Here is a 14,068-nt window from a genome sequence, read left to right on the forward strand (position 1 = left end):
CTAATTCAGCGTTGCCGCGCGCAGCTCATTGGCCTGCCGCGCCGAGACCGGTTCGCCGCGGTTACCCCATGACGCCCGGATGTAGGTCACAACGGCCGCGACTTCATCGTCCGAGAGCTTGTGCGCGAACGGCGGCATGCCATAGGGCATCGGATTGCCGGCCGTGCCCGGCGGATAGCCGCCATTGAGCACCATGCGGATGGCGTTGACTGCGGAAACCATCTGGATCGACTGGTTGCCGGCGAGCGGCGGATAGTCCGGCGGCATGCCCTGCCCGTTCACGCCATGGCAGGTTGCGCATTCGCGGTCATAGAGCTGCTTGCCGAACGAGAGCAGCAGGCTGCTTTCCGCCGACGGCAACGGCGCCGCTGCCTTTTCCGGCGACGCGCCCTGCGCAAGCCCCTTGAGATAAACTGCCATCGCGCGGACGTCATCGTCGTTGAGATATTGCAGGCTGTTGTAAACGACCTCGGCCATCGGCCCGTACACCGCGCCCTTGGCAGAGACACCCTTGCGCAGATAGTCGACGATCTCTTCGATCGTCCAATCGCCGAGTCCCGCCTCCTTGTTCGAGGTCAGCGACGGTGCGTACCAGTTCTGCATCGGGATCAGGCCACCCTCGAACGCTTGCGACTGGGAACTGCCACCGAGCGCGTTGATCGCGGTGTGGCACATGCCGCAATGGCCGAGGCCTTCAACCAGGTAGGCGCCCCTGTTCCACTCCGCCGACTTGCTCGGGTCGGGTTCGAACGCCCCTTCCTTGAAGAACAGCGTGCGCCATCCGAGGATCAGCGAGCGGTTGTTGAACGGGAAGGTCAGGTCATGCGGCCTGTTGACCTGCGTCACCGGCGGCACCGTGCGCAGATAAGCGTAAATCGCGTCGCTATCCTCGCGCATCACCTTGGTGTAGGAGGCAAACGGCATGGCAGGATAGACCAGGCCGCCATCCGGGAAGCGGCCGGTGTGCATCATCCGGTAGAACTGGTCCGACGTCCACGTACCGATGCCGGTCTGCGGATCGGGCGTGATGTTGGACGTATACAGCGTGCCGAACGGCGTCTTCATCGCAAGGCCGCCGGCGAAGGTCTTGCCCTCGCGCGCGGTGTGGCAGGCGATGCAATCGCCGGCGCGCGCGAGATATTCGCCCTTCGCAATCACGACTGGATCTACCGGCTTCTGCTGCGCGTGCACCGCGATCGGCGACAGCGTCAGCATCAGTGCGGCAAACATTCCCTTTGAGCCTCGCGGCATCGGTACGATCCCTTCAACGCGGTTCGCTGCCGCATTCGAGCGGCATTGGGAGGCTCCCACGTGGCGCGAAGGATGGATCCGGTGGCGCCGGGCGCGACGACAGATAGGCAGCGACCGCCTTTACGTCGTCCTCGGTCAAAAGGCCCGCGACGATTTGCATGCAGTCGGGCGCAATCGCGGTGCGCGTGCCGTAGCGCCAGCCGCCGAGCTGACCGCTGATGTAGGCCGCGCGCAGGCCGAGCAATCCCGGAATGCCCGGTTCCATTCCGCCGAGGGTCGGGCCGTGGCAAGCCGAACAGGGCGGAACGGCATGCTGGGCGTCTCCGTTCTTCACGATCGACTCGCCGCGGGCCAGAACCTCGTTGCTGTCTGTCGGAGGAGCCGGCGCCGGAAACGGCGGCCGAAGCGAGGCAAAATGCTCTGCGATCTTCTTCAGGTAATCGTCAGGCAGAAACTCCAGGAGAAAGTTCATCGGCGGATATCTCCGCCGTCCGTCCCTGAAGGCGATCAGCTGGTTATAGAGATAGCCGGCCGGCTTGCCGGCAAGGCGCGGGAAATAGACGTCGCTGGTGCCCTCGCCCTCGGCGCCGTGACAGGACGCGCAGGCGAGGACGCGGGCGGCCATCGTATCGGGCGCGCGCTCCGTCGTTTGCGATTGCGCCCCATCGATTGGCGATGCGACCAACGCGAGAACCGCGATCAGCCGCAGAAAACGATGCATCACCGTTCTAGGCCTCCAGCGCGATGATGCGAGACTATAGTCACATCGCGAGGCAGGAGGCGCGCCTCAGTTCAATAAGTCAATTGCTTCCGTTCAGTTGAAGCTATTTGCGATAGATTTTTGCCGGATCGAACAACCGCTCGGCATCGACAAATGACAAACTGATGTCACCGCCCGCGCCATTCACCCTGCGGTAGAAGCACGAGCGCCGCCCGGTGTGGCAGGCCGCGCCGGTCTGCTCGACACGAAGCCACACCGCATCCTGATCGCAATCCATCCGCATCTCGACCACACACTGGGTCTGCCCGGAGCTTTCACCCTTGCGCCAGAGCGCATTGCGCGAGCGGCTGAAATACCAGGCTTCGCCGGTTGCGATGGTCTTGCGCAGCGCTTCGTCGTTCATGTGTGCGACCATCAGCACGTCGCCGGTTGCGACATCAGTCGCGACGCAGGTCACGAGACCTGCCGCGTCGAATTTGGGCTGGAACGCCAGCCCGTCTTCGCGATCGTGATCGTGATCGTGGGTCGATGTGGACACGGCAAACCTCGCTCAGGGAAATGCGAGGTTACCGGTTCGGTCCTCGCACCAGGGACAGGAAACGCTGCTGCTCCGCCGGATTGTCGCGGAAGACGCCGGTGAAGCGGCTGGTGAACGTCGTCGCGCCATGTTTGGCGACGCCGCGCACCGACATGCAGGTATGCTCCGCCTCGATCAGCACCGCAACGCCACGTGGTTTCAGGACCTCGTCGATCGCAGCCGCGATCTGGGCCGTGAGATGCTCCTGGGTCTGCAGGCGGCGGGCGAAGATGTCGGTCAGCCGCGCAAGCTTGGACAGGCCCACGACCCGCTCCACTGGCGTATAGGCGATATGTGCCTTGCCGTAGAACGGCATCATGTGATGCTCGCACTGAGAGGTGAATTCGATGTCGCGGATCAGGACGAAGTCGTCGTATCCAGCGGTTTCGCCAAAGGTGCGGTTCAGCACCTCGGCCGGGCACTGGTGGTAGCCCTGATAGAGCTCGTCATAGGCTTCGACGACACGGCGCGGCGTATCGAGCAACCCTTCGCGGCCCGGATTCTCGCCGATATAGCTGAGCAACGTGTGCACCGCCTGCTCGGCCTCGGCCCGCGACGGGCGCGGCTGGTCGGCGCTTACTGCCGCGGCCATGAATTCAGAAGGGTCGAGCTCGCCCGGACGAGTCTCGGGACTCTTGCCGTCAGATGGCTTGTTCGGGCGGATCGATTTGATCAAGGCGTCCATGTCTTCTCCGTTCGACCGGCCCAGGCATTTGCCCTTGGGCCGGAGGTGTCACCGGGCAGACGGGGCGGATTTACAAACCGCCGGGCGCCTGAGTCCCATCCTTAAAGCACCGCAACGACCTGATCAGACCGCAACGCTGGCATGGCCGGACTATGCTTCCGCCACTGCTGTTCATATATAGGACGGTGAAACCCAGCCGCCAAGAGCGCCCGGCACCACCGGAACCAGGCATCTGCCCCCATGCTGAACGACATTTACAACAAGCGGATCATCGAGTTGGCCGGCAATATTCCGCGTCTCGGCAGACTGGCCGAACCCGATGCCAGCGCCACGGCCCATTCCAAACTGTGCGGTTCGACCGTGAAGGTCGATCTCAAGATGGACGGTCCTGTGGTGACCGACTTCGCCCATGATGTGAAGGCCTGCGCGCTCGGCCAGGCCTCCTCCTCGATCATGGCGAGCCACGTGGTGGGCTCGACCGCTGACGAGTTGCGCGAGTTGCGCGAGACCGTCCGCAAGATGCTGAAGGAAAATGGCCAGCCGCCGCAGGGCGGCAAATGGGCCGATATCGCGCTGCTCGAGCCGGTTCGCGATTACAAGGCTCGCCACGCCTCGACCATGCTGACGTTTGACGCCGTGGTCGATGCGATCGGCCAGATCGAGGCCAAAGCGAAGCAGCCAGCTTGACACGTCATTCCGGGGCGATGCGCAGCATCGAACTATGGTGCGCGTTGCGCACCTGAGAATCTCGAGGTTCCCCGATGCGCAATTGCGCATCTGAGGTTCGCTCGCGCCCCGGAACGACGTCGAGTTATTGTGCGGGCTGAGTCGGCGCCGCTGCGCCACCGGTCGGAGCAAGAACCTCCGCGGTCTTGGTCGCCTTCGCGGTTTGCGATTGCGCCTCGCCGTCCATCGCACTGCTGACGAAGCGATCCCTGGACTTGGCTTCCGATTTGGCTTCCGCGACCGGGACGGCGCTGTCCTGCCGCGGCAGCACGTCGGCGACAGCATCGGTGGTCACAAGATTGGTCAGCCGCAGTTCGGCCGGCGACAATTCGTGCAGCTCTTCCCATGGCGGCACACTGAGCGCCAGCGACAGCAGGTCGCCTGCACCGCCCATGTCGAACGTGTATTTGGCGAGGCGGCCGATATCGCGCTCGACAATCATCAGATCCTGCGCGTTGTAGCTCGCGGCCCTGGCATCATCGGCGCGGTCGCCCATCCAGATCTGGTGGACGCGGATGTGGGCGGCCTGCGGGACAAAGCGGGTTTGGCCCGACAGCAGCAGGAACACGCACATCGACTCGCAATAGGCATCCGGCACGACGCTCGCGCGCTCGCCCTGCGGCGTCTGGCTGACGATACTGGTGCCGACGGTCGTCAGCGCGCCGAGGCCGCGGAACCGGCGGCCAAGCGTGATCGCGTCATTGACCGACCCACCGCTCGAGTCGAGCACGATGGTGGCGCCATTGAGCTGGCGGCCGCGCGCGAACTCGTCAAAATCCTTCGGGCTATCGACGGTGATGATGCCGACCGCGGACACCCAGCCCCTGCAATTCGGCTGGCACGCGATCCAACTGAACTTCATCGGCAGCTTGCGTTCTTCGAGGGTCGAGCTTGCCTGCGCCGAAGTGCCCAGCGTCGTCACGGTGCCGGGAATTGCGATGCAAAGGCCGACGGCGCCGAGAAGCGCCCAGCCGCGCAATGAAAGCGACCTCACAAGCCTCAATTTGGTTCCTTCCCCCAAGCCCGAGATCCGAGCGGTGGCAACGGCCCCATGTCGACGCGCCATGATTCTGTCACTGCAGCGTCGCCGAAACGGTAACCTTGCTGACCGGGACCGTCCATAGCACCCTTGCTGTAGCGCCATTCGCGCGCTGCGATAGTTGCGAACTGTGGCGTAAATATCTGCAGCAACACAGTTCCTTGGCTTGGAACCCCCGCAAGATTACGTACATAGTTGCGATATGCCGCCGACAAATGATTCATCGTCACATCCAAACAGATGCACGGAGTGTGCCAGCATCACGCGCCGGTTGCCGCGTAATTTCGGCCGCGGCCTGATCTGGATCTACCGGCACACACTATCGCCGCTGGTCGGCTACAACTGCCGGCACCTGCCGACCTGCTCGGTCTATGGCGATGAGGCGATCGAGCGCTTCGGGCTTTGGGCTGGCGGATGGATGACATTGGCGCGGCTGCTGCGCTGCCAGCCCTGGGGTACGTCCGGGATCGACAATGTGACGCCGACAAAACCGCCCGGCGCGCGCTGGTACTTGCCCTGGCGGTATGGCCGCTGGCGCGGCGTCAACCCGAATTGACGGATTGCTGCAGCGCCTCCAAGCACGCAGCGCATTGCTGACACGCGGAACTGTGGCTGACTTGCCGCATTGTTTGTTTGCCCCGGTTGGGAGGAAACAACAATGCGCTGGAAAATCAGCCAGAACGCGCACGATCCCCGGCAGATCGATCTGCTGGCCGTGCTTGCCTTGCTCATTCTGATTGTTGCCGCGTACGACTACTTCATGCACCGACCGCAGACGCCGAGCACCACGGCGTTCATCGTGCCGAGCCAGAACGTGCACTGGTGATGCGGCGAACCTTGGTTCAGGGCTAACGCCAGAACCAGGAGCCGCCTTGTGGCGGCGGCGGTGGACGCGGCTTGCGTGGCCGCGGCCTTGGCGGCGGTGCCGACGGCGGCTCGTCGGCCGATGACGTCGTCTCCGCCGTGCCCGTGCCGTCATCGGGCACCCTCACCGACAGCAGCAGATTGGACTCGTGGGTACGCCAGCGATAGCCGATGCCGAAATCGATCGGCTGCGCACGGCGAAACAACTCGGCGTAAGACTCCTGGTAGCGCCCCGAGAATTCGCCGATCGGGCCAAGGTAGCGGCCGAACGGGAAGAAGCGCCACTTCTTCGGGCCGTAGTAGCCAAGCGGAACTCCGGAATCGTCCTGGATGATCGTCGCGCTGTTGGCGAGGATGAAACTGCGCACCGTAGAGAAGTTGCCGGAATGCAGCAGATAGGACGCGCTCTTGATCAGGCTGTTGCCGGGTGCAAGCGTCGCACAGAATTTCAGGAAGCCGCTCGCCTTCGCGCCGGAATTGGAGAGATCGGTCGAGAAGTAATACAGCGTCTTCTCAACCCCGTCGGAGCCTGCAAAAGTGATCTTCGTCCCATGTACCACGTTGCGCGCGGCTGCATCGGCGCCGACGTTGAGCGTGCCGTTCTCGTCGATGGTGACCGGCTTGACGTCGCGAACCGTCTTGCCGGAACGCGCAAGGAAAACATAGAGGATTGGCAAGGTGCCGCTGACCTCGCCGGCGTGCAGGTCGACCTTCATCTGCTTGGTGATAAAGAAGGAGAAGCTCAGGATCGATCCGAGCGAGCGCTCGACGCTGTAGAGCGCGTTGTTAACAGCGCCGCGCGGCAACTTGGTGAGGTCGGGCACGGCGCCGGGCGGCTCCAGCGCGCTCAGTACGTAGGTCGTCGCCCTGCCGTAGAACGCGTTGGCGTAGAGAAAATCTGGCCCTGAGAACATGTAGAACATGGTCGGCTTGGGCGCGGCGAGATTGGTGTCGGACCAGGCGCGGATCTTCGACAATTGCCGCGCTTCGAGCTGGGCGAAGGCGCCGTCGAAGAATTTCGCATGCCGTTGCCAGGCGGGGTCCTTGGTCAACGGCAGCAACGGCGAATCGGCGGATGGCTGCATGCCGGCAAGGAAGCGCGCGGTGTCGTCGGGTGTCACCTCGGCGGCGCGCACCGGCATGACAGCCGCCACCAGCATCGCCGCCGCCAAGGTCAACGCCAAGGCCAACGTTCTCGCGGACAACAACATTTTCATTCGTAACCCGGGTGTTCGGTCGCAGGATGATCGGGCCGCTTGCGGAAGATCGCGTAGATCAAAAGGCCTGAAATCATGATCAAAATACCGAGCGCCGACTGCAGCGGGCGCTGCGTCAAGAGATAGTACATCATGAAGCCGGTCACGAGCAGGAAAACCACCGGCGTGATCGGGTATCCCCAGGCACGATAGGGCCGCGGCAATTCGGGATGCGTGATGCGCAGCTTGATCACGCCAGCCACGGCGAAGAACGAGCAGAACAGCAGCGCGAACTGGATGAAATCGAGCACGGCCTCGAAGCTGCGGGTGAACAGCATGAGGCTTGCGACCGTGACCTGGAACAGGATGGCATAGGCCGGCGCGCCGCTGGCCGATCGCCGCGCGAACAGCTTCAGCGCCGGAATATCCTCACCCATTGTCATCATCACGCGTGGGCCGATCCACATCATCGCGCTGATCGAGGAGATCAGCCCGACGCAGATCATCGCGCCGACGACGCGGCCGCCAACCTCGCCGAAGATATAGCTGCCTGAAATCCGGGCGACGTCGAGCTGGCCGGCGAGCTTGTCGATCGGCGCTGTGTGCAGGAACACCGCGTTGAGCGCGACATAGAGCACCAGCACGATCAGCGTGCCCGACAGCATCGCGCGCGGCAGGTTGCGTTCCGGCAGCTGCATCTCGCCGATGATGTAGGTCGCGGCGTTCCAGCCGGAGAACGAGTACATCACGAACACCAGGCTGATGGCGAACGGGGCGCTCAGCACGTGGGTGGGGTCCGACGACGACGGCGCAAACGACACCGGCTGCGGCGTCGCGATCATGAAGCCCGCCACCAGGAATGCGACGATCAAGACCACCTTCAGGATGGTCGCGACCAGCTGGAAGGTCGAGGAATGCCTGACTCCGGTGAGTTGTACGATCGACACCAGCCACACCACGCCGATCGCAAGCGCGAGCGGCGGCACGCCAGGCAGGATCGCGCGGCCGTACTCGCCGAACGCCATCGCCGCGAGTGCAACCGGCGCGGCAAAGCCGACGGTCGCCGACACCCAGCCTGCCAGGAAGCCAAAGGCGGGGTGATAGGCCCGGCCGAGGAAATTGTATTCGCCGCTCGAGCGCGGAAACATGGCGCCGAGCTCGCCATAGGAGAACACGCCGCACAGCGCGACGATACCGCCGACGGTCCACAACAGCAGGATGGAGAAGCCGGACGGGATGTCCTCGACCTGGAAACCGAGGCTGGTGAAGACGCCGACGCCGACCATGTCGGCCACGACAATCGCGGTCGCCGTCAGGACCGAAATGGTCGAGCCAGTGCCGGGGAGCGGGCCGCGCAACGCCGCGCTTCCCGTAGGTGATGCCGCCATCTCGACCGTACCTTCAGCCGCCGTGCGCCGGAGTGCCGCCATGGTGCAGGCTCGCGGCGTGCAATTCAAGCAGCGTTAACAATGGTTTAAACTGGGACACAAAAAGGTTTTATAATACCTCTTTCGGCTTACCCGGTCGCCGCCGGAAATCGCAAACGCAGCGTCCCTCCCACAATCAGGACACGATTGAGTGGTCTCATGATGCCTTCCGGATGTGGGGAAACGCTCCGGAAGCTTAACGTGACCTAAACACCGACAAGCCAAAATACGTCGTTTGCCGGTGGGTGTGGGGCAAAGGGTGGATGTTCGGGGCGCAGCCGAAATTCGACAGTCATGATCGTGTGGGCCGGGCGATGTCACCTGGCGCGACACGGCATGCGCGATCGTCTCGCCGGCGCGGCCGCTGGATCGTAGCCGGCTGCATCCTGATCCCGCTGGCGCTGCCCCTCGCCCAATGCGGCAAGGCGCCGAACGCCGGCATGTTGGCGGCCAACACCCAGGCAACCGGCGATACGTTCGAGGATCGTTTCCCGGCCCCGCAGTTCAAGGACCGCTTCCCGACCGAGAAGGAGAGCCTTGCTCCGTACCAGCGGACCGCGGCCGCGGCACCAGCTCAGATGGCGCCGAAAACCGCGCCCTCGCCGGTCCGCATCGCCTCGATCTCGCCGACCTTGACGCTGCCGCAACCGACCGAGCGCGAGGATATGACGACGCTGGTCAGCATGAAATCCTCCGCCTTCCCCTATTTCGGCAACAACCCGCGCACCGACGCCCCCTTCCTCAATGTCGGCAATGGCGACCGCCGCGGCCATCGCAGCTATGGCGGCCGCGTCTTCTGGCAGAGCGAAACCTACAACGACAACCGCGTGCTGGTGCACGTGCCCGAGAGCTTCGACGCCAACAAGCCCGGCGTAATCGTGGTGTTCTTCCACGGCAACGGCGCGACGCTTGAGCGCGACGTGCGCGACCGCCAGCAGGTGCCGCAGCAGATCACCGATTCCGGCGTCAACGCGGTGCTGCTTGCGCCGCAAATGGCTGTTGATGCGGCCGACTCCAGCGCCGGCAAGTTCTGGCAACCGGGCGGCTTCAAGCGCTTCCTCGACGAGTCCGCGAGCCATCTCGCCCGTCTCTACGGCGACCCGAAATCCGCGCAAGTGTTCGCCAACATGCCGGTGGTGATCGTTGGTTACAGCGGCGGTTTCCTGCCGACCGCCTGGAGCCTCGAGGTCGGCGGCGCCGCCGGTCGCGTCCGCGGCGTGCTGCTGCTCGATGCGGTCTACGGCGAGCTCGACAAGTTCGCGTCCTGGATCGAGAACAACCGCACCGGCTTCTTCGTCAGCTCCTACACCCACTACACCAGGCCGCGCGACCGCGAGTTGATGTCGATGCTTCGCGGCAAGGGTATCCCCGTGAGCGAGAGCATGGACGGGCCGCTGCGTCCCGGCAGCGTGGTATTCGTGCAGACGCGCGACGGCATCACCCATCGCAGCTACGTGACGCAGGCCTGGACCGAATTTCCGATCCAGGCCGTGCTGACCAAGATGGCGGCAACGCCCGCGTTGACGCGCATGGCGAGCGCGCCAACGAGCCGCTAAAGCGACGCCCTACGCGCCTCTCTGCCTTTCAAATTTCGATGTTGACGGCTGCGCGAAGTGTGAACCAGTTCACATTTGGCGCCTTGCGCCTCCCATAGGCTTGCTCCGGGGATAGCGGCTGGGGATGGGTGTGAGGGAAGGCTTATATCGCGTTGAATATCATACCGTTCACGGCACCGGCACCGGCGTACTCTACGCTACCGGCGGCAAGCTGCGCGGCGGCAATTCGGCTTTCGCATTCGTGGGCAACTACAATGACCGGGTCGATGGCATTCAGGTCAAGATCTCGACCCTGCGTCACAATCCCGATCCGGACATCAAGTCGCTGTTCGGAACCGACAGGATCACGCTGATGCTGAAGGGCACCGAGAATGGCGACATGGTCGACTTCGAGGGCGAGGCGCTGCAAATGCCGGGCGTGCACTTCAAGGCGGTCCTGACGCTTATCGCCGACTAGATCTTGTTTTGCCGCGTTTCCTCGCGCTCAGTGCGCGGGCGCTACGCTTACGCTTGGCAATGCGGCCGCCGGCAACGGGCCCGCGGGCTTCGGGACGGAAGTGGGCGCCGGGCACGACGCCAGAAGCTGCGTCCACGCCGGCTCAAGACCGGTCGTACCGATGTCGAACGTCGTGGGTCCGGCTTTGCCGTCGGACGTCGACGGGCTTTCGCCCACCTGCAGATGCTGAGCCGCCAACATCGCCTTGAGCGTATCAGGCCTCACCGCGTCGCTCCAGACCTCGTATTTTCCGACCCGCGCTGGATATCTCCCGAACGCCACCGACTTGTCGGCGTCGGCCATCATCACCACCGTGCTCTTGCCGGCGGTCCCCTCGTCGAACTCCCGCACGAACATCAGCCGCGCGCGATCCTTGTTCTCGCAGAACAGGCGCCACTCCATCGTGCGAAACGAGGCGCCGCTGTCCTTCCTCTCCAGCGCGATCTTGCGGATGAAGGGCCGCGCCTCTTTCTCCAGCGTCCACGTCGTTTCGGGCAACGGCCGCGTATCGATCCCGAAGCGATAGAGCTCGGGCCGCGTCAGCACGTGGTGGTTTTCGAACTTCACCGTCCGGATCAGATCGTTGAGCTCGCGGCTGATCCCCATTGCCGAGAAGTAGGCCACGCGATCCCGATCGGCTGTCACCATCTGGCGCTGCCTGTAGTCCGCGACCGCCTGCGGAGGCGGATGTCCGTGGACCACGAATGTCAGCTTGGAGTTATGCACGGCCATCGCTGCGTCGGGCGCCACCTCGCGAGACGTCGCCCCGAGGAACAGGTAGCCGCAGGCCGAATTGCACATCGCATTGCGGGTGGTGAGCTCGGCCTCGACCTCGCCGCTTGCGTTCTTGACCTTCAGGCATGCGGCGTCGACCTGCGTGCCGGCGGCGCACGCGGTCGCGTTGGTCCGGCCGATCCGGGCGACAGCCTTGCGGCCGCGCAGCAACCGTCCGATGGCGTAGGACTGCTCGACGTTGCCGCCGGGCGAATGCAGGTAGATCGGGCGCTGCGTGTCCTTGACGCCGGCGAGGAAACGGCGGATGCGCGGCGCCGCGTCCCGATCGATCTCACCTTCGATGGCGATCCAGCTGTGACAGCCGGGCCCGCACGCGTCGGGCGCTCCCTTGGCAAGATAGATCGTCAGCCTGGGCGCAAATCCGACCTTCTCGGCCGGTGTTTCTTCCGCACGCAAAGCGCTCGGGATCGACAGTGAGGCCACGAGAAACAGAATGCGGGCAAACATGAAATGACGCGACCACTCGCAGCAGGGCAATAGCTCCTGACGTTAGACGATGACCGGCGGGGTCGCAACGTTCGGTGGCACGCCGGACACCGGTTGTTCCGCCAGTCCCAGCGCTCCGTTTTTCTTGATATTGCCAGCTTGTTCTGCCCGAATCCCCTGCTATACCGCTGTTTCTGCTTACCTGCGCTCGTTCGCAGGAGTGAGCCCCAGGAGACATCAATGACCGACACGCCCAAGTCCGAATCCGGATTCCAGTACGGCCTCTCGAACCTCAAACCCGCCGAACCCTTGCACAAGATCGCGATCACCTTCCCCGACGGCGCAAAGCGCGAATTCCCCAAAGGCACCACCGGCCTCGACATTGCCAGGGGCATCTCGCCCTCGCTGGCCAAGCGCACCGTGGCGATGGCGCTCAACGGCTCGCTCAGCGATCTCAACGACCCGATCGAAGCGGATGCGCGGATCGATTTCGTCGCACGCGATGACGCTCGTGCGCTGGAGCTGATCCGGCACGATGCCGCGCATGTGCTGGCCGAAGCCGTGCAGTCGCTATGGCCGGGCACCCAGGTGACGATCGGCCCCGTGATTGAGAACGGCTTCTATTACGACTTCTTCCGCAACGAGCCGTTCACGCCGGAAGACTTTGCCGCGATCGAGAAGCGGATGCGCGAGATCATCGCGCGCGACAAGCCGTTCACCAGGGAAGTTTGGGACCGCGAGAAGACCAAGCAGGTGTTCCGCGACAAGGGCGAAACCTTCAAGGTCGAGCTGGTCGACGCCATTCCCGGCAACGAGCCGATCAAGATCTATTTCCAGGGCGACTGGTTCGATCTGTGCCGCGGCCCGCACATGACCTCGACCGGCAAGATCGGCACCGCCTTCAAATTAATGAAGGTCGCCGGCGCCTATTGGCGCGGCGATTCCAACAATCCGATGCTGACCCGCATCTACGGCACGGCCTTCGCCAAGCAGGAAGATCTCGACGCTTATCTGAAGCAGATCGAGGAAGCCGAGAAGCGCGACCACCGCAAGCTCGGCCGCGAACTCGACCTGTTCCACTTCCAGGAGGAAGGCCCGGGCGTGGTGTTCTGGCACGCCAAGGGCTGGACCATCTTCCAGCAGCTGATCGCCTATATGCGGCGGCGGCTGGCCGAGGACTATAGCGAGGTCAATGCGCCGCAGATCCTCGACAAGTCGCTGTGGGAAACCTCCGGCCACTGGGACTGGTATCGCGAGAACATGTTCGCGGCGCAGTCGGCCGGCGACGAAGCCGAGGACAAGCGCTGGTTCGCGCTGAAGCCGATGAACTGCCCGGGACACGTGCAGATCTTCAAGCATGGCCTGAAGAGCTACCGCGACCTGCCGCTGCGGCTCGCCGAATTCGGCGTCGTGCACCGCTACGAACCGTCCGGCGCAATGCATGGCTTGATGCGCGTGCGCGGCTTTACGCAAGACGACGCGCATGTGTTCTGCACCGAAGCGCAACTCGCCGACGAGTGCCTGAAGATCAACGATTTGATCCTGTCGACCTACGCCGATTTCGGCTTCGACGGCGAGCTCACGGTGAAGCTCTCGACCCGGCCTGACAAACGTGTCGGCACCGACGAGATGTGGGATCACGCCGAGCGCGTGATGGCGACCGTGCTGTCGGAGATCAAGGCCAAGGGCAGCAACCGCATCAAGACCGAGATCAATCCGGGCGAAGGCGCGTTCTACGGGCCGAAATTCGAATATGTGCTGCGGGATGCCATCGGCCGCGATTGGCAATGCGGCACGACCCAGGTCGACTTCAACCTGCCGGAACGGTTCGGTGCGTTCTACATCGACCATGACGGCGGCAAGAAGGTGCCCGTGATGGTGCATCGCGCGATCTGCGGCTCGATGGAGCGCTTCATCGGCATCCTGATCGAGCACTACGCCGGCAACTTCCCGCTCTGGCTCGCGCCGACCCAGCTGGTGGTGACGACCATCACCTCCGAGGGCGACGACTACGCCAAGGTGGTGGCCGCGGCGGCGCGCCGTGCCGGCCTGCGGGTCGAGATCGACCTGCGCAACGAGAAGATCAACTACAAGGTCCGCGAGCATTCGCTGGCCAAGATCCCGGCGCTGCTCGTCGTCGGCAAGAAGGAGGCCGAGACGCATTCGGTCTCCGTGCGCCGCCTCGGCAGCGAACGCCAGACCGTGATGCCGACCGCCGAGGCGATCGCAGCCCTCGTCGATGAAGCGATGGCGCCCGACGTAAAGCGCGCGCAATCGGCGGCCTGATCTTCACAATCGGTCTAAACTGG

Annotated in this window: 14 protein-coding genes; 6 read left to right on the plus strand and 8 right to left on the minus strand. The window is 63.8% G+C overall.

The features are described from left to right. The 4 genes from UP10_RS02840 to folE form a co-directional block, all read right to left on the minus strand. Positions 1 to 1,215, minus strand: coding sequence for a c-type cytochrome (locus tag UP10_RS02840; RefSeq protein WP_044586149.1), 1,215 nt, complete (start codon positions 1,213 to 1,215; stop codon positions 1 to 3). A 49-nt stretch (positions 1,216 to 1,264) separates the two neighbouring features. After that, positions 1,265 to 1,972, minus strand: a complete 708-nt coding sequence (locus tag UP10_RS02845) for a c-type cytochrome (RefSeq protein WP_044585862.1) — start codon at positions 1,970 to 1,972, stop codon at positions 1,265 to 1,267. 103 nt (positions 1,973 to 2,075) lie between these two features. Then, positions 2,076 to 2,510, minus strand: a complete 435-nt coding sequence (gene hisI, locus UP10_RS02850; protein ID WP_044585863.1) for a phosphoribosyl-AMP cyclohydrolase — start codon at positions 2,508 to 2,510, stop codon at positions 2,076 to 2,078. A gap of 28 nt (positions 2,511 to 2,538) precedes the next feature. Further along, positions 2,539 to 3,234, minus strand: a complete 696-nt coding sequence (folE, locus tag UP10_RS02855; protein ID WP_044585864.1) for a GTP cyclohydrolase I FolE — start codon at positions 3,232 to 3,234, stop codon at positions 2,539 to 2,541. Between the two features lie 240 nt (positions 3,235 to 3,474). Here folE and UP10_RS02860 point away from each other — a divergent pair, with 240 nt between their 5' ends. Then, positions 3,475 to 3,921, plus strand: coding sequence for an iron-sulfur cluster assembly scaffold protein (locus tag UP10_RS02860; RefSeq protein WP_044585865.1), 447 nt, complete (start codon positions 3,475 to 3,477; stop codon positions 3,919 to 3,921). Between the two features lie 124 nt (positions 3,922 to 4,045). On the opposite strand, the gene UP10_RS02865 is transcribed toward UP10_RS02860, so the two are convergent. Then, positions 4,046 to 4,963 carry a COG3904 family protein gene (locus UP10_RS02865; protein ID WP_044585866.1) on the minus strand — a complete coding sequence of 306 codons (918 nt, stop codon included), beginning with the start codon at positions 4,961 to 4,963 and terminating at the stop codon, positions 4,046 to 4,048. A 238-nt stretch (positions 4,964 to 5,201) separates the two neighbouring features. Here UP10_RS02865 and yidD point away from each other — a divergent pair, with 238 nt between their 5' ends. Together yidD and UP10_RS45125 are read left to right on the plus strand one after the other, a co-directional pair. Next, the gene (yidD, locus tag UP10_RS02870) at positions 5,202 to 5,555 is read left to right on the plus strand and encodes a membrane protein insertion efficiency factor YidD (RefSeq protein ID WP_082076962.1); all 354 of its coding nucleotides are present in this window, start codon (positions 5,202 to 5,204) and stop codon (positions 5,553 to 5,555) included. A gap of 102 nt (positions 5,556 to 5,657) precedes the next feature. Further along, the gene (locus UP10_RS45125; protein ID WP_197086730.1) at positions 5,658 to 5,825 is read left to right on the plus strand and encodes a hypothetical protein; all 168 of its coding nucleotides are present in this window, start codon (positions 5,658 to 5,660) and stop codon (positions 5,823 to 5,825) included. Between the two features lie 22 nt (positions 5,826 to 5,847). On the opposite strand, the gene UP10_RS02875 is transcribed toward UP10_RS45125, so the two are convergent. Both UP10_RS02875 and UP10_RS02880 read right to left on the minus strand, forming a co-directional pair. Continuing rightward, complete coding sequence (locus UP10_RS02875; protein WP_044585867.1) at positions 5,848 to 7,074, minus strand: hypothetical protein; 1,227 nt, start codon at positions 7,072 to 7,074, stop codon at positions 5,848 to 5,850. Positions 7,075 to 7,076: 2 nt separating this feature from the next. Next, positions 7,077 to 8,447, minus strand: a complete 1,371-nt coding sequence (locus tag UP10_RS02880) for an APC family permease (RefSeq protein ID WP_044586150.1) — start codon at positions 8,445 to 8,447, stop codon at positions 7,077 to 7,079. Positions 8,448 to 8,749: 302 nt separating this feature from the next. Between UP10_RS02880 and UP10_RS02885 the strand changes: the two genes are divergently transcribed. Both UP10_RS02885 and UP10_RS02890 read left to right on the plus strand, forming a co-directional pair. Further along, positions 8,750 to 10,042: an alpha/beta hydrolase gene (locus UP10_RS02885; RefSeq protein ID WP_349643953.1), complete on the plus strand. Its 1,293-nt coding sequence runs from the start codon at positions 8,750 to 8,752 to the stop codon at positions 10,040 to 10,042. A gap of 124 nt (positions 10,043 to 10,166) precedes the next feature. After that, on the plus strand, positions 10,167 to 10,499 hold the full coding sequence (locus UP10_RS02890; protein ID WP_156179625.1) for a GrlR family regulatory protein: 333 nt from the start codon (positions 10,167 to 10,169) through the stop codon (positions 10,497 to 10,499). Positions 10,500 to 10,526: 27 nt separating this feature from the next. On the opposite strand, the gene UP10_RS02895 is transcribed toward UP10_RS02890, so the two are convergent. Continuing rightward, positions 10,527 to 11,780, minus strand: coding sequence for a hypothetical protein (locus UP10_RS02895; RefSeq protein WP_044585868.1), 1,254 nt, complete (start codon positions 11,778 to 11,780; stop codon positions 10,527 to 10,529). A 219-nt stretch (positions 11,781 to 11,999) separates the two neighbouring features. On the opposite strand from UP10_RS02895, the gene thrS reads away from it, so the two are divergent. Further along, complete coding sequence (gene thrS, locus UP10_RS02900) at positions 12,000 to 14,045, plus strand: threonine--tRNA ligase (protein ID WP_044585869.1); 2,046 nt, start codon at positions 12,000 to 12,002, stop codon at positions 14,043 to 14,045. Positions 14,046 to 14,068: the final 23 nt, after the last annotated feature.

This window comes from Bradyrhizobium sp. LTSPM299, assembly GCF_000938235.1.
In the GTDB taxonomy this organism is placed as follows: Bacteria; Pseudomonadota; Alphaproteobacteria; order Rhizobiales; family Xanthobacteraceae; genus Bradyrhizobium.